Raw genomic sequence first — 20,765 nt, 5'->3', positions numbered from 1 at the left:
TAAAAATCAATGGATTTATTACTTTTTAACTTTACTTTTATAACAAATAGGCTTCTTTTATTTCTATTTCATAACATTTCCACTTGACTATATTGTAAAACTAGCTAGTTCACGCTAAACTATAGCTTGGAGGTGCGCATCAACTATGAAATTACGACAACGTCTTGTCACACAATGTGCTGTTTTGTTATTATCTACAACTTTATTAGGTCAGATTACTTTAGGAGCAACCTTTAATCCCATAGAAAATCAAACTTTAACAAGTGAAAACCTTAAAACCGATACAACGATTTTAGATTATACGAATTTAAATGTGGAAGGACTTCTTTTACCTAAAGAGCTTTTTATTTTAGAAGGCACCAATACAACTGTAGAGAACTATACTATTTTTAATAAAAACGCCTTTTTATCTCAATTTTCCAACTATAATTTAAACGTTGTATCATCTTATGGGATAGCTTCAGAAGACTCTTGGTCTTTTAAAACAGGTTCATTAAATGAATATCCTTTAAATAAACGTTTTGATTTAAACTTTTATCTAAGTAATGATACAACTCTTGCAGAACAAAATGTTTCTGTTGAATTGGTAGATACCTCGAACACAACCCCTGTAAGACTGCTTGCTATTGGTGACAGTTTAACTAGAGCTGGTATTTATTTAAATCAAGTTGAAAAGAAACTTCCTAATGTCAAAGTATTGGGAACAAGAGTTTATGAAACAGACGGTATCTCTGCCAGAGAAGGCCGTGGCGGTTGGACCTTAAATCGTTATTTTACTGCCATTAATTCCTCTGAGCTAGATAGTCCATTTATGTTTCCTACAACTATTGATGGGGCTCGCTATAAAGGTAACACCCGTGATTGGAAAAATATTTGCTACACCGACTCTACTAATCCTATTTATGCTGGTTTCCAAACAATCGCTAGAGATTGGAAAAGTAAAGGTCCTTACCTTTATGATATGAATGGTTATTATAAGTATCCTTTAAAAGGTGACGTCATGGTAGATCCTAGCCGTCCTAAAGGAAGCGAATGGATTGAATGGACAGGCACTAGTTGGGAATCTATGGCCATTCAGCCTACAACCTTTGAATTTAGCTTTTCAAAATATATGGAACGCTTTGCAGCTGCTTATACCGAAGGTGCTCCTACTCATGTGAGTATTCTTCTAGGTGCCAATGATTTTGGTTATAATAACGCTCTAGAGGATATGGAGGGGTATATACGTAAGCTTAATCAAATGATCGCTTCTATTAAGGCCTATGATCCTCATATTAAGATTATTCTTTGTACCCCTACGCCAGCACCAAATACAGAAATTGTTACAGATAGTCATCAAGCTTTCTATAACAAATACGATCGCAATATGAAAATTGCCACCTATTATCTACTAAAAACCTATGATAATGAACAAAGCAAACAACAAGGTATTTATATTGCCCCTATGCATCTTACCTTAGATACAACTAACGGCTTTGATTATAAAGAAACTACTGAAACCATCGATGGTGCTACAATACCTGTGATTAAAGCTTCTAATGGTATTCATCCTAATAATAGCTATGGGCAATTACAAATGGGTGACACACTAGCTGCTGTTATCCAAAAATATCGTTAACTAAGATGATAAGCCATTCATAATAAAAATGGGTACTGAATACTTCAGCACCCATTTTTATTTTAAGCATTTAAATAATTACTCACAATTTCGCAATCATCTAGATGCCACTTCTGATTACCTATCAATTGATAAGTTTCATGTCCCTTACCAGCAATAACTACTGCATCTCCTTCTTCAGCTTCTGCTAATGCCGCCACAATAGCCAATTTACGATTCTTAATCATTTCATATCTTCCCTTAACTTCCAAGATACCTTTTTCTATGTCCGCCATAATCTGTTCTGGTTTTTCATTTCTTGGATTATCAGAGGTGATAATGGTTAAGTCACTATAGGCTCCAGCCATAGTCCCCATTTCAGCTCTTTTACTGGTATCTCTATCTCCCCCACATCCAAAGACCACAGTAAGCTTCCCTGAAATTAAATCTTTTGTCGTTTGTAAAAGTTGTTTTAAACTATCAGGCGAATGTGCATAATCTACTACTACTAAAACACCCTTGGTATTAGGAATGATTTGAAAACGCCCAGGTACTTCATTAATCCAATGAAGTGCCTCTAGAATGTTAGTTAATTCATATCCCAAACTCACAAGAGTAGCAATTGTTGCTAGTGCATTATACACACTAAAACGTCCTGGTACTGGAAAGTTAACCGAATATTGCTTTCCTAAATAGATTAGCTTAAAGTCTACACCGGTTAATCCTTGATGAATCTGCTCAGCCTTAAAATCTGCTTTTTTATCAATGCCATAGGTAATTACCTTACAGTGACCTTCTTGTTTAATTTTTTCCGCCATCAGATCATCTTGATTAACAATACCTATTCGGCAATTTTTAAAAAGCTTTAACTTAGCGGCCCCGTATGCTTCCATCGTACCATGTTCTTCTAAATGATCCTGAGTTAAATTCGTAAAAACCCCTACTTGATAGGCCATCCCATAAACTCTATTTTGAGCTAAAGCTGAAGAGGTTACTTCCATCACACCATAGGTTGCTCCCTTATCTAACATCTCTTTTAAGCTAGCCTGTAGTTCAATGGCATCCGGTGTTGTGGGATTAATTTTTTTAGTCTTTAGCTTTTCTCCCTCTAGCGTATTACGGATTGTTCCAATAACACCTGTTTTCTCACCTAAAGTACTTAAAGCCTGTGCAATAAAATGGGTAATCGAAGTTTTTCCATTAGTTCCTGTTACACCTATCATTTTTAAAGCTTCACCGGGTTTTTCATAATAATTTTGGGCGATAATAGACATCGCTTTACGGCTATCATCTACTTGAATAATGGTTACTTTTTCAGGTACTTGATCAATCTCATGTTCAATCATTAAAATAGTTGCCCCTTGTTTAATTGCTTCTTGTGCGAAACAATGACGATCTACATTTCTATTCTTAACACAAATAAATAAAGCGCCTTCTACCATGGTTCTTGTATCCCATGCTATGTGCTTTACCTCGTGCTCTATCTTTCCTTGTAGTACTTTATAATCCACACCCGCTAATAAATCCACTAATTTTTTCCCTATCATTATAGGTCACCTCCCTAGTATTTACTTAATTGTATGCTACTCTTTTCATATTATCTCTGCAAAAAATGCTTCTTACTATGTAAAAAGTGCTATAATAAAGCAAACTTATACAAGGAGGTTATTATGAATAATACAGAAGACGGCTTAAATAAACGCAAAGGTTATTTGCATCAGGATTATTTATTTTTTCATTTAAGGGATCAGGAAAGTCAAACTTTCTCTATGCATTATCATGATTTTCATAAACTCATCCTCTTTATAGAAGGTTCTGTCACGTATTGTATAGAAGGAAAATATTATCATTTGCGCCCTGGTGATTTACTATTAGTTCCTAACAATGCTCTACATAAACCACTTATTCACCATGAACAACCCTATGAACGTATTGTTTTATGGCTTAATCCTCATTTACATATAGTCTCAGAAGATTGTATGCAGTGTTTTTATACATCCTGCGACCAATCACATTTATTACGTCTTACTACTAAAAATCAAAAACACTTTCGCCACTTATTAGAACAGCTAGAAACTTCTCAAAAAGATAACCTCTTCGCCCATGAGTTATTAGAAACTGTTCACTTAACCCAGCTGCTTATCTGGCTTAATCGTTACATCTTAGAAGCAAATCATTCAGTAACTTCACCTGATATTGTCTATCATCCGCGTATTACTCAACTTATTGACTACATTAATATCAATTTAGAAAAACCTCTTCCTATTAGTGAATTAGCTACTACCTTTTATCTGAGCAAACACTATTTAATGCATTTTTTTAAAACAGAAACCGGATATAGCTTACATCAGTATATACAAAAAAAGCGTCTTATTAAGGCTTCTCATCTCCTTCAAGATGGTATATCTCCTTCTGAAGTTTATATAAGTTGTGGCTTTACAGACTATAGTCAATTTGCTAGGGCTTTTAAGAAGGAGTTTCATACCACTCCCAAAGCCTATTTACTACAATATAAAAACTAGAAGAGATGCTGCAAATGAGCAACACCTCTTCTAGTTTTTCTTCTTTATAATGAAAGGAGATTTTACTCTTTTCCATTCCAGCAGTAAGTACAAAGCTTGCAAGGTTTGATACCTACAGATTCAATCATATCATCTAATCTATGAAATCTAAGAGAAGTAAACTTCAATTGTCTACAAATGGTATCTATCATCTCTTTATAATTTTGACTATCTGGATTAGCATAATCCTCTAGCATTTCTTCAGCTTTATCTCCTTCTCTTTCTAATATGATTCTTCTTGTAATTAAATCTAACTCTGAATTAGAACGAGAGAAATTTAAATACTTACAGCCAAATAATAAAGGCGGACAAGCTGGACGAATATGTACTTCTTTTGCGCCACTTTCATATAGTAGCTCTGTTGTTTCTCTCAGCTGAGTACCACGTACAATAGAGTCATCAATTAATAATAAGCTTTTATCCTTAATTAATGCATCTACTGGAATAAGTTTCATACGTGCAATGAGATTACGTTGATTTTGACTAGTTGGCATAAATGACCTTGCCCATGTTGGGGTATATTTAATAAATGGCCTTGCAAAAGGAATACCTGAAGCATTGGCATATCCAATGGCATGGGCAGTTCCTGAGTCTGGCACACCTGCTACTATATCTGGTGTTACATGATCCCTTTTAGCTAACATTTTACCACAATCGTAACGCATTTTCTCAACATTTATCCCCTCATATGTAGAAGTAGGATAGCCATAATAAATCCATAAGAAGGTACAAATTTTCATTTCTTCTTTCGCCGGGCTGACGGTCTCCATCCCTTCTGGTGTGACATAGACAATCTCAGCAGGCCCTAATTCGTATTGGGTTTTATAGCCTAAATTAATATAAGCAAAGCTCTCAAAGGCAACACAATAGCCTTCCTCTTTTTTTCCTATTGATAAAGGTGTCCTGCCATAGAGGTCTCTGGCTGCGTATAAACCTTCCTTAGTCATCACAATCAAAGTCATAGATCCTTTGATACATTCTTGAACATATTGAATCCCTTCCACAATGGTATCTTTATGATTCATTAAAGCAGCTACAAGTTCTGTTGGATTAATATTGCCCCCACTCATTTCTAAAAAGTGTGTATTACCATTTTGAAAGGTCTTTTCCACAAGCTCTTCCGTATTATTAATCTTTCCAACCGTTGTAATCGCAAAACTCCCTAAATGCGATTGTACTAATAAAGGCTGAGGCTCAGTATCTGAAATACATCCAATGCCAATATTTCCTGATAGTTCTTCTACATCTTTTTCGAACTTTGTACGAAAGGGTGAATTTTGAATGTTATGGATTGAACGGTTAAAGCCTTTTTCCCCATAAACAGCCATCCCTCCTCTTCTAGTACCTAAGTGTGAATGATAATCTGTTCCAAAAAATAAATCTAAGACACAATCTTTTTTTAATGCTACTCCAAAAATTCCACCCATTTGATATCTCCCTGTTAAACATTATTTTATAATTGTATATATTTTATTATACACATTTTCGAACAATAAAACAAGTTTACATATCATCGTTCGGATTTTGTAAGTGATTTTATTTTAATTTTAACTATCGCCCTATCTATTCTATGCCTTTACTCAGGAAGATGAGGGGCTATCCTAAAGATAAGGTGTAGTAGTAGTAGCTTATGAATAAGCTATACTAGTTTGAGCACAAAAAAAAGCTTATTTTTGTATAAGCTTTCTTTTTATACTTTTATATTTACTCTACTAACGTTTAGCTCTAATAATATTTTTGCTACTCATATAAGTTGCTATAAAGTAGCCACCATACACCACTAAAATAACAGCTGCTGCAAGAAATAAATTATTAGTTAGCTCATATCCTCCAAAAATACTAATCACATCACTTCCTACTTTTAAACCTACAATCGAATGAATAACCGCTAAAACAAGAGGCATTATAAAATAAATACTTATTTGCATAAATAAAGCTTTATTAACCATGCCTTCTTCTGCCCCTAATTTTCTAAGCAGTTCATAACGTTCACTATTGTCTGCCGCTTCTGAAAGCTGTTGAAGCGCTAAAATAGCTGCACAAGCTAAAAGAAATACCATACCAATATAAATCGTTAAGTAAGTTACCATGGCTGATAGCCCTGCACTATTCTCATAAATACCTATTCGTGTCATCAGCAAAGAATACGGTCTCCCTTCACTGGTTGGATATAGCTTATAAATGGCTGTATTAAATAGTTTTTCTTGTTCCTGTGTATTTCCTGGGTAATTAACATTCAGTATCCTAATATAAATGTCTCCCCCTTCTACAAATTGATCCGGTACAATTAGTGTTCCTACATTCATAGCCATATTTTGATTTTCATAAGTAGTAGTAAGTACTTCCTTGGTAGCTGCTTTTAATAGCTTGCCATTCATTGTTAATTGCCCTTTATTTATTAAAAACTGTTTGAGATAAGGCTTGGTTTGACCGTAGTTACAGTTCATCACAAATTCATCTTCTTTTAGCTCAATAGGACTTAGACCTTGCATCTCTAAGGCTTTGTTATAGTCTGTAGCACTCATCACATAAAAAGGCTGTTCCTTAGTATACTCCCAAGCTTCCATTGCAGCTAGTTCCTCTATATCCCCTAAAAGGTCTTCCCATGTTACTTCTGTACGATAAAGGATAAGCTCTGAAGACTCCTTAACTAGCTCCTTAAAAGGAAAACCTGTTTTTTCCAGGCTCGCTTGAATACCCTCCTTTAAACCTAGCTCTCCTTTATAAGCACTATAAGCCTCAAAGGTAGCATCAAAGGGCGTTAAAGTTTCTAACTCCCCATTAAATGCTCTTGCTACTGAAAAGCCACTAGCTAAGCCTGCTATGGTTAAAAAGAGCATGATACAGATGACTGACATTGATACAAAAGCAGTGTTAATTTTATGATTAAGCTGTCTCAAGACAAATAAATTTAGTCCCTTAAAATAAACAGACTTACTTGTTTCCACTAAACGAATTAAGAAGCCTCCTAATGATACAAAGAAAAGAAGGGTTCCAACAATCCCCAATACAATAGAACAAATAAACTGCTTGTTGATACGCATTAAGCCATTTTCTAAAATAAGATAATACGCTACGCCTAAACTCATAACTGCTAAAATAAATAAAATTACTGAAACGCCTATACGCTTTACTCGTAGGCGTTCATTTTTTTTGCCGGAATAAATTAGTTCGATCAACTTACACTTAGAAATAGTCATGGTATTAAAAATCATAATAATAATGTATATGATACTAAAATAGCAAATCGTCTTTAAAAAAGCCCCTTTAGAAAAAATGAATACAAAAGCTTTTAAATTAGCTTCAAAAAGCTTAGCCGTTACGACAGATAAAGCCTGTGAGGCAAAAATACCTACTAATAATCCTGTACCCAAAGAAAACAAACCAATAATAAAGGTCTCTAAAATCAGCATTCTAGAAACAGTCCCTCTATTCATTCCTAGTGTGAGATATAAACCTAGTTCCTTTTTTCTTCTTTTAATTAAAAATTTATTGGCATATACCATTAAAAATCCTAGGACTACTGAAATAAAAATAGATACATAACCTATACTTACTGATAAAAGCTCTAAGATTTCTTTTTGAGAACTGGAGATATTCAGCATAACTTCTTGGCTGTCAATGGCATTAAAAATATAAAAAATACAAACACTTAAACTTAAGGTCAAAAAATAAACTAAATAATCTTTTATGCTTTTTTTTACATTACTAATCGCTAACTTAAAAAACATTGCTTAAGTCACCCCCTAGTAACGTCACAATCTCAATGATTTGATTAAAGAAGTCTTTTCTACTACGGTTACCGCGATGAATTTCATTAAAAATCTTTCCATCTTTAATAAATAAAATACGACTGCAATAGCTAGCTGTAAAAGCATCATGAGTAACCATTAAAATAGTCGCTTGTAATTCTTTATTCAGTTTTTCAAAGCTCTCAAGAAGCATCCTAGCTGCTTTTGAATCTAAAGCCCCTGTCGGCTCGTCTGCTAAAATAAGGCTAGGTTTGGTCACAATCGCTCTTGCTGCTGCTATTCTTTGCTTTTGCCCCCCTGACATTTCATAAGGATATTTATTTAAAACCTCTTCTATTTCTAACCTCTTAGCAACTTCTTTAATCCTATCATCAATAGCTTTTGCTGGCGTCTTAATAATGGTTAACGCTAGCGCAATGTTTTCATAAGCAGTCAAGGTATCTAACAGATTAAAGTCTTGAAAAATAAAACCTAGCTCCTCTCTTCTAAAGCTAGCTAGCTTCTTACTATTTAAAGCAGTAATATCTTTCCCTTTAATTAAAATATGACCTGAAGTGACCTGATCTAAAGTAGCAATACAATTGAGAAGTGTTGTTTTACCGCTTCCTGAAGCTCCCATAATCCCTATAAATTCACCCGATTCTACTTCAAAACTAATATCATTTACAGCTTGTGTAATATTTCCTCTTGTGCCATAGTATTTCTCTATATGACTTACCTTTAATATATTCTCCATTGTTTTCACCTCTTTTTTTGATACCTTTATTTTAAGTCTCTAAGTAGTCAGGCTCCATGGCTTTTACTTACAATAACCTTACAGTAATGTCACAAAACCAATAGATGCATTTTACTCTTAGGGAAAAAAATGCTAACGGTAGTTCCTATTTGCTCTGTACTCTGAATACCTATTTCTAGTCCTAGCTTGCTACAAAGCTTTTTTGCAAGGTAAAGTCCTAGACCTGTAGACTTGCTATAGCGTCTACCATTTTCTCCTGTAAAACCTTTGTCAAATACTCTTGATAAATCTGTTTCTTTAATGCCAATACCATTGTCTTGTATCTGCAAAACAATGCTATTTTCTAAGATGGTTGCTTTAAAAGAAAGCTGAGGATGATTACTTCGGTACTTAATAGCATTACCAATGACTTGTCCTAATATAAAGTCCATCCACTTGCTATCTGTATAAACACTATAATCTAATCCTCCTAATTCAATGGCTATTTTATGTTCTATGAGTACTCTCGAATATTTTTTAATACTTGCTTTAACCAGACTTTCTAGATTTACCTTCTTTATAATATAATCTTTTTCCACATCGCTACTTCTTGAATAAAATAGCGCCTGCTCAACAAAACCTTCTATTTTGTCCATTTCTTCGCCTAAGCTTTTTGAAATAGATGAAGGATGATTAGACAACATTAGTCTACTAGCTGCAATAGGTGTTTTCACTTCATGAACCCAAGTCTCAATATACTCTCTATACTCCTTGGCTGAGTATTTATAAAGAGCAATTTGATCATTCATACTTTTAGTAGTTCCTCGAAACAAATCATACAAAAAAACACCCTCTTCAAAGGTAGGTCTTTCCATTACCTCTGATAACAGATATTTCTTCTCCAACCCCTCATATTGTTTCGCTAATTTTTTATAAAAATGATATTTTCTTAGATAACTATGTAAAAACACCAACCATTCAGCACCTATTAATATACTCATAATAAAGCCAATAGCATAACCACCTATATCAAGTACACTTAATAAGGCTGCTATAAATATAAAAACAAAAGCCTTAATCATTAAATCTAAACTTCTATCCTTTAAATAATCTTTTAAGCTCATAAACGATACCCCTGACCACGTTTTGTCATGATATAATCATTAGCCCCTACATCCTCTAATTTACGCCTTAATCGATTAATATTAACGGTCAAAGTATTGTCATCTACAAATTCATCTGATTGCCAAAGTTCATTCATGATTTCATCTCTAGATACAATGGTTGTTTGATGCTTCATCAGCAAATGTAAAATGCGAAGTTCATTTTTTGTCAGTTCTACTTCTTGATTTTCAAAACTAGCTTTACTTTGAGATAAATCTAAAGTTAACCCTTTGTAAGTAATGGCTTTAAGTTCTTGGTGTCTCTGAGTTCTTCTTAAAACTGAAGCTATACGTGCTAATAAAATTTGGATATTATAAGGCTTGGTCACAAAATCATCCGCACCTAGATTCATGCTCATTAATTCATCCATTTCACTATCCCTACTAGTGACAACAATAATGGGGATACTCGAAGCTGCTCTAATCCCTTTACAAATATGATAACCATCTACATAAGGTAAATTAATATCTAATAAAATAAGATCTGCTTCACTACTTAAGGCCTGTTCTATTACATGTTCAAAAGATTCAATCAGAATACATTCATAGTCATAGCAAGTTAATAGGTTACTTAACTCTGTCCTAATTTTGACATCATCCTCAATAATTAAAATCTTAGCCATTTCTCCGCTCCTTTATATCAAACGTTCATATTATTTTTAGGATTTCCTCTTTGCTTTATTATAACTAAATACTTGTTTGAAAGTAACCATCCGAGCCTATTAAATTCATATCCTATTAGTCATTTTGAAAAACTACATGTCACTGTTAGTGAGCTTAGTAGTAAAAGGATGGCATAAAAATACCAGTAGCAGCTTCTTTAGTGAAGTCATTACTACTGGTCATATTTCTTATTCTTCCATACGATAAATACTCATTTTAGCTTTAAAAAGTTCTGTATTACTAGGTGGCGTATAGGTAATACAATTAGCGCCTGCTTCAACTGTTTCTCTTACTGTTTCCTCTGTCGGTCCACCCGTTGCAATAATCGGCAATTCTGGATATTGAGCTCTAATAACTTTTACAATCTCAGCCGTTTGTTTCCCACCACTTACATTGATAATATCAGCACCTGCTGCAATTTTACCTGCTATATCTGCATCACGACTTACAACCGTTACGATAACTGGAATATCAATGTGTTGTTTTACATGAGTAATCGTTTCATGAGGTGCTGGGGCATTTAAAACAACACCTATAGCACCTTGAAATTCAGCATGTAAGGCAATATTAGCGGAACGAATACCATGAGTTAATCCACCACCTACGCCACATACTACTGGAATATCTGATACTGCTAAAATGGCTTGAGTAATCGTAGACTGTGGGGTAAAAGGGTATACTGCCATAACCGCATCTGCATTATTATTTTTAATAATAGCAACATCTGTTGTAAAAATAAAAGACTTAATACGCTTTCCAAAGATACGAATACCACTACATAACCGTGTGGCTTCTGGTACTTTCACATAGTTTTTTCTAAGGTTACTAGTTACTTCTGGTATGTAGTTCTGTTTCATGTCGGTCTCCTTATCAAGTCATTATAGTGTCATTTACTATCATTATAGGCCTATCTATGACTTTCTTATACTGTAAAAGATTAATTTCTGTATAAATTAAAAATCCTCAATTCTAACACCATCGTTAGAGATTGAGAATACCCAAATATTACTGATTTTGTTTATTCATAGCTGCCTCTGTCATTTGTGAAGGCGAACTTGGTTTAAACTTAATAGTTTCTAGTCCTTGTAATTCACCACTTAGCTTGTATGTCATTTCACAATCTAAGCATACTGCCTTGTAAAATGCTGTTTTAGTAGTGATTCTTACAAGTGGTTTCCCACAAGTTGGGCAAAAATCAAGTCTCATATGCTTCATCCCCTTTTGCTTATATTATAGTTATTATACATTTTTCATCTATAGATTACAATAGACAGCCTGCATATTCTTATATAAATCAAGGTGTTTTTATCAAGTAAATATTTTTCATTTAACTTACGCATACTACTAAATAAATATGACTTATGAAAGAGAGGTTTTGTAATGAAGCGTATCATTCAAACTTTATTTTTACTTCTTCTTAGCTTATGCTTTATTTTTCCTTTTTCACTTTCAGCTAGCAGCATAACTCCTCCTCAAGAAACAGATGAAAAAGTTGTTTATCTTACTTTTGATGATGGGCCAACACCTAAAGTAACAGAACAGATTTTAGATGTTTTAAAAGCAAATGATGTAAAAGCTACATTCTTTATAGTAGGCAAAGAAATCAAAGGTCGTGAAGCAATCTTAAAACGCATTTATGAAGAAGGCCACGGTATTGGCCTTCATACTTATAGTCACAACTTCAAGATTATTTATAAAAATCCTGAATCCTTTATTATGGAAATGGAAAAGGTTAAATCTACCATTAACGAAACCTTAGGAACTCATTTAGATATTAAAGCCATTCGTTTTCCTGGCGGTAGTGCTGGTAGACTTAATACTAAATTCTATAACGCTCTTTGCGCCAAAGGATACTGTATTTATGACTGGAACGTTGATTTACAAGATGGTATTAAAGGTACCTTACCCCCTTCTACTTTTGTGAAAAATGCAAAAAAATGTCAAGATGGTCGTATGCGCCGCATTATTTTAGCTCATTGTAATGGCAATAATAAAAATACTGCTTTAGCTTTAAATGATATTATCACTTACTACAAACAAGAAGGCTATATCTTTAAAGCCATTGATCATACCACTACACCTTATTTTTATCGCTTTAAAAAATAAGAATTATATTAACCTATTTATAAAGCAGGCGTACTTTAGTGTTTTTCTCTTCCTACTAGGGGAACTCAGTTCCCTTAGTATCAGAATAAGGGTACTCGTTTATTTTCTAATGTCCTTTCATCATTGACATAAATATTGCCATTTATATCTTGTATGTTTATACTAAAATTATCACAATGAAAAGGATTTTTTTATATGAATAGAATAATTAAACTTAATTTGTTTACATATTTTTCTTTATGTACTATTGTTTTAATCTTTATTTTAAAATTTATTCTCTATTTTAATACTACTACCTATCAAAACTCTATTGTGGTAGGTGTTGTTAATTTTCATAGTGAGTGGGGTGATAAGGCAGCTAATATCGAACAAATGAAAACTTATATTGAAGAAGCGTCTACCCACGGTGTTAATATTCTTGTTTTTCCTGAACTTGCTTTAACCGGTTATTCAGACGAAGAAAAACGCGATGGCGCTTACTTAAACGGACTTAGAAAAAATGAAAAAATGCATGTTCAATTAGCTGAAACCGTTCCTAGTTTAGACCCTCTAGCTTCTTCTAATCAAATTGCTGGCTTATGTGAAAAATACAATATGTATGTGGTCTATGGACTGCCGGAAAGAGACCCTAGTAATGATATTGTTTATAATGCTGCTGCCATTATCTCTCCTTCTGGTGTAGAAGGTACTTATAGAAAAATCAACCCCATTGAACCAGAAACTTCTTGGTGCGTAGCTGGTAGTGATCCTTTTGTACTCGACACAAAATGGGGACCTATAGGTATTAGTATTTGCTATGACACCTATGCTTATCCAGAACTTAGTCGTTATTATGGCGCTAAAGGCTGCAAACTTATTTTAAATCCTACAGCAAGTTCAAAGGCTTATGGTGGTGCTAGTAATGATATGACTAAATGGTTTTGGTATTATACCAATCGTTTAGAAGGTGTCGTTAATACTAACGGTCTTTATATTGCGAGTGCTAATTTAATTGGTGAAGAAACTGCTCCTATTGATCGCACGATTGCTGATAATACCTTTCCTGGAGGTAGTGTCATCGTTGGGCCTTCTGGTAGTTCAAAAGACTTACCTTCTACTTATTACGGTGTTCGTGCTTCTTCCCCTTATATTCCTGCTAAACCACTTAATGATGAGGAAGGTCTTTATTTAGCTACCCTTGATTTAAGTTTAGCCACTTTGGAAGGCTTTTCTACTGAAATGTATAAACCTGCTCTTTATCAGACTTGGTACACCTTTTTAGCTTCTGCTGATAAAGAAGAGCCTTCTACTGCTGAGGTTCGTGTGGGTGTTATGGACTTTACTCCCGTATGGGGTAATAAAACTGCTAATTTAAATCAGATTAAAGAAGCTATTATAAAAGCTGGGGAAGATGGCCTAAAGCTTCTCCTCTTTCCAGAGCTTGCACTGTCTGGTTATAGCTTAGATGAAAATGGTACTTCTACTATGCAAGAAACTTTAGCTGAATCCATTCCTGGGCCCTCCACTCAGGAAATAGCAGCTCTTTGTAAAAAGTACAACCTTTATGTAATTTTAGGCATGCCTGAAAAAGCAGAGGATGATAAATTGTATAATGCTTTAACTATTATTGGTCCCCAAGGCATTATTGGCTCGTATCGAAAAATTCATCCTGATCCAAGTTCTTCTTGGTATGAAACAGGCGAAACACCTTTTATCATTGAAACTGAATTTGGCAAAATAGGTCTTTGTATAGATGATGAACTTTCTACAGAACTCATTCGGTATTATGCAGGTATGGGATGTCAAATCGTCTTAAATGCTACTCATGATTCACCTACCCTTCACACTGATCAGAGTTCACCTTACTTCAAAATGGCTTACAAAAACCAACTGGAGTATGTGGCTGATACTAACAGTATTTTTATTTTGGTTGCTAATCTAAGCGGAACAGAATATGGTAAAACGGGTGATATTTTAGCTACTTATCCAGGTACAAGTACCATCATTGGTCCTAAATACGGAGCTGTTACTCATGCTAAGCATAAAGCTAAAAATGATTATTATGTCGATTATTATGGCGAGCCACTTGCCGAAATGCCCTCCTTATTATCCGAAACAATTAAACTTACCAAAGCTCGTTTAGGAAGTTTATACGCCACTCTACCTAGTAAAATTGCTCTTTATGCTACTTGGTACCAAAAGCTTAAGTTCGATACTTAAGCTTTTTTTAGCGACATAAAAAGGCCCGATTTTCTCTTCTTGTTCTAACTATAAAAATAAAAAGCTATTGACTTAGTAAATTATATTTGTTATACAATATATATAACAAATATAATTTTTATGTTTTAATAAAGGGGGCGCTCCTATGCTACGTATTGTGAATTATAGTAAATCATATAAAAATGGACATAAGGCCGTGGACCAACTTTCTCTAGATGTACAATCCGGCGAAATCTATGGTTTTATCGGTCATAATGGTGCAGGTAAAACGACCACCATTAAAGCCATCGTAGGCATTTTAGACTTAACGGAAGGAGATATTTTTGTCAATGGTCATTCTATCAAATCAGAGCCTCTGCTTTGTAAACAAACCCTTGCTTATATTCCTGATAATCCTGATCTGTATGATGCTTTTACAGGTATTGACTATTTAAGTTTTATTGCTGACCTATTTGGTATGTCAACCAAGGAAAGAGAAAATCAAATCAAAAAATACAGTGAGGCTTTTGAACTTACACCTTACCTAGGAGACCTGATTGCCAGTTACTCTCATGGTATGAAACAAAAGTTAGCTTTAATCTCTGCTTTTATTCACTCCCCTAAACTCTTAGTGCTGGATGAACCTTTTGTAGGACTTGACCCTAAGGCCAGTCATACCTTAAAGCAGCTGATGCGAGAGTTTTGCGATAAGGGCTCTGCTATTTTCTTTTCCACTCATGTTTTAGAGGTAGCAGAAAAGCTCTGTGACCAAATTGCCATTATTAAAGCAGGTAAACTTATGGCAAAAGGTAAAGTAGCTGATGTTATTGGTAATCAAAGTTTAGAAAATGTATTTATGGAGTTGATTGATAATGAATCCTTATCCAATATTAATTAAAGCTTATTTAAAACAATTATTAGGGCTTAATCAATTACGTTATACCAAGTCCAAAACCGAAAAAGCTAAAATGATTGCTATGGGTATACTAATGCTTTATGCTGCTGTGGTTTTTGTAGGGCTCTCAACCTGGTATGCTTTTATGTTAGCTAATGGCCTAGAAAGCGTAGGTGGATTAAACCTTTTACCACTTCTTGGTTTAACTCTTATTAGTTTAATCATCATTATTTTTTCTACCTATAGTATCCAAGGTAGTGTATTTACTGCTAAGGACTATTCCTTACTTTTTTCTTTACCGATTAAACCTTTAGCTATTTTACTGAGCAAATTATTTTTTACTTACCTCATGAACTGTTTATTAACAGTTGCTTTCTTTACACCTATTATGATTATTTACTACTTGAAAACAACTTGTTCACCTTGGATATTTGTTATGATGATTTTCGCCATCGTTTTAGTACCGTTACTTCCTACTTTAATAGCAACTATCCTTGCTTATGGCACCTCTTTTATTGCTTCTCGCTCTAAAAAGCATGGGTCTATGGTCGTATTATTTTTAATGGTTGCTTTAACACTTGGTGCTTTTGCTTTGCAATTAAATGCCAATAAACTATTACCACTTTTATTGACCCATCGTGAGATGATTTTTGAAAGTATCAAACGTTTTTATCCACCTGCTTATTACTTAACAACGGCACTGGTTGAGTTAAATAGTGTTGCCCTTATAAGCTTTGGCCTTTATTCTATTATCCCTACTGCCATTATTCTTGTTTTACTGGCTAAAGGCCTAAAAAAAATTGTAGCCAATTTAAGTGAAACACATCAAATGGCTAACTTTAAACTAGGGCATTTGGAAACAAAATCCGTTATTAAAGCGCTGTATCATAAAGAAGTCAAACGCTATTTAGCCTCACCTATTTATGTCATGAATACCTCTATTGGTATGCTTTTAGTTGTCATCATGGCTATAGGTTCTTTCTTCTTCTCGCCTGATCAGCTTGAAGCTTTATTACAAATGCCAGAACTTCAAAATTATTTAGTAGGTGGTTTAGTCACCATCTTAGCCGGTAGTGCAGCAATAAGCTTTACAAGCTCTGTTTCTATTTCAATGGAAGGTAAAAACCTATGGATTGTTAAATCCTTACCTGTAACACCCACAACTTTATTTACTGCAAAAATTTTGCTGAACCTAACCGTTTGTTTACCTGCTATTTTATTAGCTAGCTTGTTATTTGCCTTTAACTTTAAACTGGGCCTAGTCGATTTATTTTATCTTTTGAGTATCCCTAGTTTATATGCCTTTTTAACTGCTACCTCCGGCTTACTCATTAATCTCTTTTTTCCTAAACTGAATTGGAGTAATGAAACTGCTGTGGTTAAGCAAAGTGCAAGTAGTATGATTTCTGTTTTCCTAGGTATGGGACTCATAGGAGCACCAGTTGGCCTTTTCTTTTTACTAAAGCCACAAAACCTTACCCTCTTTTTCATAGGTGTTATTGTGGTTTTGCTCCTTTTAAATAGCCTCTGTCTTTATCTACTTAAAACTATAGGTATCAAACGTTTTAATACGATTTATTAAGCATAATGGTTTCTATAGAAAGGAGAGCGTAGCTTCTTAAATATAAGATTGCTACGCTCTCCTTTGTTCTATAAAAACTATTTTTCTATATTTTAATAGGCAATGATTTCTATGCCTGTTTCTGTAATATGGATAGTATGCTCCCACTGTGCTGAAAGTGAATCATCTTCTGTATAAACAGTCCATCCATCTTCGTCATCAATATAGACGCGGTAATCACCTGCATTAATCATTGGCTCTACCGTTAAAGTCATCCCCGGTACAAGCAGCATTCCTTCTCCTTCTTCTCCTACATGAGGAACAAAAGGTTCTTCATGGAATAGCTTTCCTATACCATGTCCACCTAAATCTATTACGACAGAGCATCCATTTGCTTCGGCACAAGCTTGTACTGCAGCCCCAATGTCTCCAAGGTGTCCCCAAGGTTTAATAGCCGCTATACCTACTTCTAGGCATTTTTTAGCTACCTCTACAAGCCTCCTGGCTTCTTCACTGACTTCACCAATCATATACATTCTAGAAGCATCAGCAAAATAACCATCTACAATAGTGGTTACATCCACATTCACAATATCGCCTTCTTGTAAAATGGTTTCTTCTGAAGGAATACCATGGCAAACCACATTATTAATAGATACACAAACACTCTTTGGATAGCCTTCGTAATTAAGAGGTGCTGGAATACCACCATGACTTACTGTATACTCATGAACTAATTGATTAATTGCTTCTGTAGACATACCCGCTTTAATCTTTGTGCCTACTAAATCTAGTACAGCATTATTAATCTCGGCAGCTTTTTTCATACCTTCAATATCAGCTTGTCCTTTGATAATTTCTCTAGGCGGCACTTCCTCACCTTGTAATTCTAAATGTTTAAGCTTTTCATCAAAGCTTAAATGACACTTTTTATATTTTTTCCCACTACCACACCAGCATGGGTCATTACGGTCAATTGACATCTTTTTACTCCTCCCTACTAGATAAGTTTTCTCTTACCATCAGTCCTTATTATATACCTGTTTTGAAAAATTTACACGTTTTCTTGGAAATCCTACTAGAATCTCTTTTAGGAGTGGTTTATACTAAAAGCAATTGTTCTACATATAAGTCACGCAAAATGCCATAATACTTATGACGGCTTTGACATTTCATACAGCCCTATTGAATTGTATCATTACACATTTTAGAAAAAATCAGAAAACAACATGGTATAAAGTTACTTTTTTGAAGATGGCTGATTGATACATTTTACTATTATTTGTAGAATATGATTAAAACTTATAGGAGATTAAAATATGATTAAACATTTTTCACATAATGATTTAGATGGGTATAGTTGTGTACTTTTAGCACAATTAGCTTATGGACCTAACGAAGTGAGTTTTGACAACTGCTCTTATGAAGATATTAATGAGAAAATCTCTCTTTATATCACTAATAAGGACTATTTAAATTATGAACATTGCTATATTACAGATATCTCTATTACCAAAGATTTAGCAGAAACGATTCAAAGCTTGATTGACACTACTGATAGTGACCTATCTGCTTCACATTTTCAGCTTATTGACCACCACCTTTCTGCTACAGCCCTAGAAGTTTTCCCTTGGTGTCAAGTACGTATTCAAGATGAAGCAGGTATTAAATGTAGTGGTACTTCTTTATTTTTTGACTATCTTAAAACACATGCATCAAGTAAGCTACTTCTAAATCCTCTTACAGCTGCTTATGTTGAAAAAGTAAGACGTCTAGACACTTGGGATTGGCAACCTTTAGGAGACCTTGAAGCGAAACAGCTCAATGACTTATTTTCTATTTTAGGTAATGAACGCTTTATGACTTATTGGTGGGAACGCCTGCAAACAGATGAGGGCCCTTTTACTTTTGATGAAACGCAACAGCTTCTTTTAGAAATTCGTCAAAATGAAATTGATAAATATATTGAGGCACGTAACGAAGAAATTATTGAAAAAACAATTTTAGGTTATAAAGCGGGAATTGTTTTTGCTAATCGTTTTCAAAGTGAACTTGGTAATAAGCTAGGGGAACTCCATCCAGAATTAGACTTTATTGCTATGATTAATGTGGGCGGCGGTGTTTCCTGCCGTACTGTCAAAGATAATGTGAACCTTGCTACAGATATTACAGAAGTTTTCGGTGGTGGCGGTCATGCAAAAGCTGCTGGTATGCCAGTTCCTCCTTCTATTAGAGAACTGGTTATTAATACTTTATTTCACTTGACAGAGGAAAATAAAGCCAAGTAAAACAAGTGAATGGAGGGAGATTTATGACAAAAACGCTTATTAAATGTTTTATAAAAAATTACGAAGATATTACTAATCCTAAGGTGCGAGAGGCTTATGGACATTTAGGAAGTATGGTTGGTATTATTGCTAATCTTATCTTATGCTTAAGTAAAATGGGAATTGGCCTACTCTTTAAAAGTATGGCTATCTTTGCCGATGGTATCAACAACTTATCAGATGCCGGTTCATCAGTAGTAACTCTCATTGGCTTCAAGCTTTCTGCAAAACCAGCAGATGAAGACCATCCTTTTGGTCATGCACGTATTGAATATATTTCAGGTATGATTGTTTCATTTATTATTTTACTTTTAGGTTTAGAACTTATTCGTTCATCTATCAGTAAAATTTTAAATCCTGAACCCATTTTATTTAGCCCTATCTTAATCATGGTATTAGTCTTTTCTATTATGGTCAAACTTTGGTTAAGTCGCTTTAACCGCATACTGGGTACTAAGATTCAATCTACCACAATGATTGCTACAGCCACAGATAGCCGTAATGATGTTTTAGCTACAAGTGCTGTACTTCTCGCCACCATCATTGCCTATTTTACAGGTATTAACCTGGATGGTCTAATGGGCGGAGTAGTAGGCGCTTTTATCTTTTATTCAGGTATTTCACTCATTAAAGAAACTACAAGTCCTTTACTAGGGCAAGCACCTGACCCTGAGTTTGTAAATGCTATTCAGACCAGGCTCCTCAGCTATAAAGAAATTACTGGCTTTCATGATTTAGTCATCCATAGCTATGGGCCTAACCGCTGGTTTGCTTCTGTCCATGCAGAAGTACCTGCAGATGCTAATTTACTTCACTGTCACGATATAATAGATAATATTGAACGTGACCTTCAAAGAGAAATGGGGATTGATTTGGTCATTCATATGGATCCTATTGTCACTAACGACCCTGTGATTAATGACTTAAAAGCACAAGTTAAAGAATTCGCTAAAACTATAGACCCCAGACTTTCCATTCATGATTTCCGTATGGTCATGGGACCTACTCATAGTAATATTATTTTTGATATTGCTATTCCTATAGGTTTTAAGCAATCACCTTCTGAGTTAGCTAAAGCTTTAGATACAGCTATTAAAACAATTAATCCAGACTACTATACAGTCATTACAGTAGATACCAATTACATCTCAACCTCTATTGCTTCACACATAACCAATCAATCTTCTTAGCTAGGTAAGTGTATTCCTCTTTGGACGTACACTCACTTAGCCTAATAATATATCCTT

General features: G+C 34.5%; 17 protein-coding genes. 8 read left to right on the top strand and 9 right to left on the bottom strand.

The genetic code is table 11. From position 1 onward, the window contains the following. Positions 1–145: 145 nt before the first annotated feature. Positions 146–1,618, top strand: a complete 1,473-nt coding sequence (locus EKH84_RS10405) for an SGNH/GDSL hydrolase family protein (RefSeq protein WP_127066238.1) — start codon at positions 146–148, stop codon at positions 1,616–1,618. Positions 1,619–1,680: 62 nt separating this feature from the next. Here EKH84_RS10405 and EKH84_RS10400 read toward each other — a convergent pair whose 3' ends face one another. Then, the gene (locus tag EKH84_RS10400) at positions 1,681–3,144 is read right to left on the bottom strand and encodes a UDP-N-acetylmuramoyl-L-alanyl-D-glutamate--2,6-diaminopimelate ligase (RefSeq protein ID WP_127066237.1); all 1,464 of its coding nucleotides are present in this window, start codon (positions 3,142–3,144) and stop codon (positions 1,681–1,683) included. A gap of 123 nt (positions 3,145–3,267) precedes the next feature. On the opposite strand from EKH84_RS10400, the gene EKH84_RS10395 reads away from it, so the two are divergent. Then, a complete protein-coding gene (locus tag EKH84_RS10395) occupies positions 3,268–4,119 on the top strand; it encodes a helix-turn-helix domain-containing protein (RefSeq protein WP_190283570.1) in 852 nt (283 codons plus the stop codon). Between the two features lie 62 nt (positions 4,120–4,181). Here the strand turns inward: EKH84_RS10395 and EKH84_RS10390 are convergent, their stop codons facing one another. The 7 genes from EKH84_RS10390 to EKH84_RS10360 all read right to left on the bottom strand — a co-directional run bounded on the left by EKH84_RS10390 (position 4,182) and on the right by EKH84_RS10360 (position 11,657). Beyond that, a complete protein-coding gene (locus EKH84_RS10390; protein ID WP_127066235.1) occupies positions 4,182–5,585 on the bottom strand; it encodes an amidophosphoribosyltransferase in 1,404 nt (467 codons plus the stop codon). A 285-nt stretch (positions 5,586–5,870) separates the two neighbouring features. Continuing rightward, positions 5,871–7,889, bottom strand: a complete 2,019-nt coding sequence (locus EKH84_RS10385) for an FtsX-like permease family protein (RefSeq protein WP_127066234.1) — start codon at positions 7,887–7,889, stop codon at positions 5,871–5,873. Then, positions 7,879–8,646: an ABC transporter ATP-binding protein gene (locus tag EKH84_RS10380; RefSeq protein WP_127066233.1), complete on the bottom strand. Its 768-nt coding sequence runs from the start codon at positions 8,644–8,646 to the stop codon at positions 7,879–7,881. Before EKH84_RS10380 ends, EKH84_RS10385 begins: the two co-directional genes overlap by 11 nt. An 89-nt stretch (positions 8,647–8,735) precedes the next feature. Then, complete coding sequence (locus EKH84_RS10375) at positions 8,736–9,749, bottom strand: sensor histidine kinase (protein WP_127066232.1); 1,014 nt, start codon at positions 9,747–9,749, stop codon at positions 8,736–8,738. Beyond that, positions 9,746–10,411, bottom strand: coding sequence for a response regulator transcription factor (locus EKH84_RS10370; RefSeq protein ID WP_127066231.1), 666 nt, complete (start codon positions 10,409–10,411; stop codon positions 9,746–9,748). Before EKH84_RS10370 ends, EKH84_RS10375 begins: the two co-directional genes overlap by 4 nt. Before the next feature lie 228 nt (positions 10,412–10,639). Beyond that, entirely contained in the window at positions 10,640–11,308 is a 669-nt protein-coding gene (locus EKH84_RS10365) for a hydrolase (RefSeq protein WP_013656589.1), read from the bottom strand. A gap of 148 nt (positions 11,309–11,456) precedes the next feature. Next, positions 11,457–11,657: a hypothetical protein gene (locus EKH84_RS10360; protein WP_013656588.1), complete on the bottom strand. Its 201-nt coding sequence runs from the start codon at positions 11,655–11,657 to the stop codon at positions 11,457–11,459. A gap of 174 nt (positions 11,658–11,831) precedes the next feature. Here EKH84_RS10360 and EKH84_RS10355 point away from each other — a divergent pair, with 174 nt between their 5' ends. From EKH84_RS10355 to EKH84_RS10340, 4 genes are all read left to right on the top strand, one after another. Then, entirely contained in the window at positions 11,832–12,557 is a 726-nt protein-coding gene (locus EKH84_RS10355) for a polysaccharide deacetylase family protein (protein WP_013656587.1), read from the top strand. Between the two features lie 195 nt (positions 12,558–12,752). After that, positions 12,753–14,756: a carbon-nitrogen hydrolase family protein gene (locus EKH84_RS10350; RefSeq protein ID WP_127066230.1), complete on the top strand. Its 2,004-nt coding sequence runs from the start codon at positions 12,753–12,755 to the stop codon at positions 14,754–14,756. A gap of 145 nt (positions 14,757–14,901) precedes the next feature. Beyond that, entirely contained in the window at positions 14,902–15,633 is a 732-nt protein-coding gene (locus EKH84_RS10345; protein ID WP_127066229.1) for an ABC transporter ATP-binding protein, read from the top strand. Then, positions 15,608–17,212 carry a hypothetical protein gene (locus tag EKH84_RS10340; RefSeq protein ID WP_127066228.1) on the top strand — a complete coding sequence of 535 codons (1,605 nt, stop codon included), beginning with the start codon at positions 15,608–15,610 and terminating at the stop codon, positions 17,210–17,212. The genes EKH84_RS10345 and EKH84_RS10340 overlap by 26 nt, the downstream gene beginning before the upstream one ends. A 92-nt stretch (positions 17,213–17,304) precedes the next feature. Here EKH84_RS10340 and EKH84_RS10335 read toward each other — a convergent pair whose 3' ends face one another. Continuing rightward, positions 17,305–18,174: a methionyl aminopeptidase gene (locus EKH84_RS10335; protein WP_127066227.1), complete on the bottom strand. Its 870-nt coding sequence runs from the start codon at positions 18,172–18,174 to the stop codon at positions 17,305–17,307. A 336-nt stretch (positions 18,175–18,510) separates the two neighbouring features. Here EKH84_RS10335 and EKH84_RS10330 point away from each other — a divergent pair, with 336 nt between their 5' ends. Together EKH84_RS10330 and EKH84_RS10325 are read left to right on the top strand one after the other, a co-directional pair. Continuing rightward, on the top strand, positions 18,511–19,479 hold the full coding sequence (locus tag EKH84_RS10330) for a DHH family phosphoesterase (RefSeq protein ID WP_127066226.1): 969 nt from the start codon (positions 18,511–18,513) through the stop codon (positions 19,477–19,479). Between the two features lie 23 nt (positions 19,480–19,502). Further along, complete coding sequence (locus EKH84_RS10325) at positions 19,503–20,708, top strand: cation diffusion facilitator family transporter (protein WP_127066225.1); 1,206 nt, start codon at positions 19,503–19,505, stop codon at positions 20,706–20,708. Positions 20,709–20,765: the final 57 nt, after the last annotated feature.

The organism is Cellulosilyticum sp. WCF-2 (assembly GCF_003990395.1).
Classification (GTDB): Bacteria; Bacillota; Clostridia; order Lachnospirales; family Cellulosilyticaceae; genus Cellulosilyticum; species Cellulosilyticum lentocellum.
The sequence above is the reverse complement of the archived record's forward strand: the minus strand, read 5'-3'. Positions and strand labels throughout refer to the sequence as shown.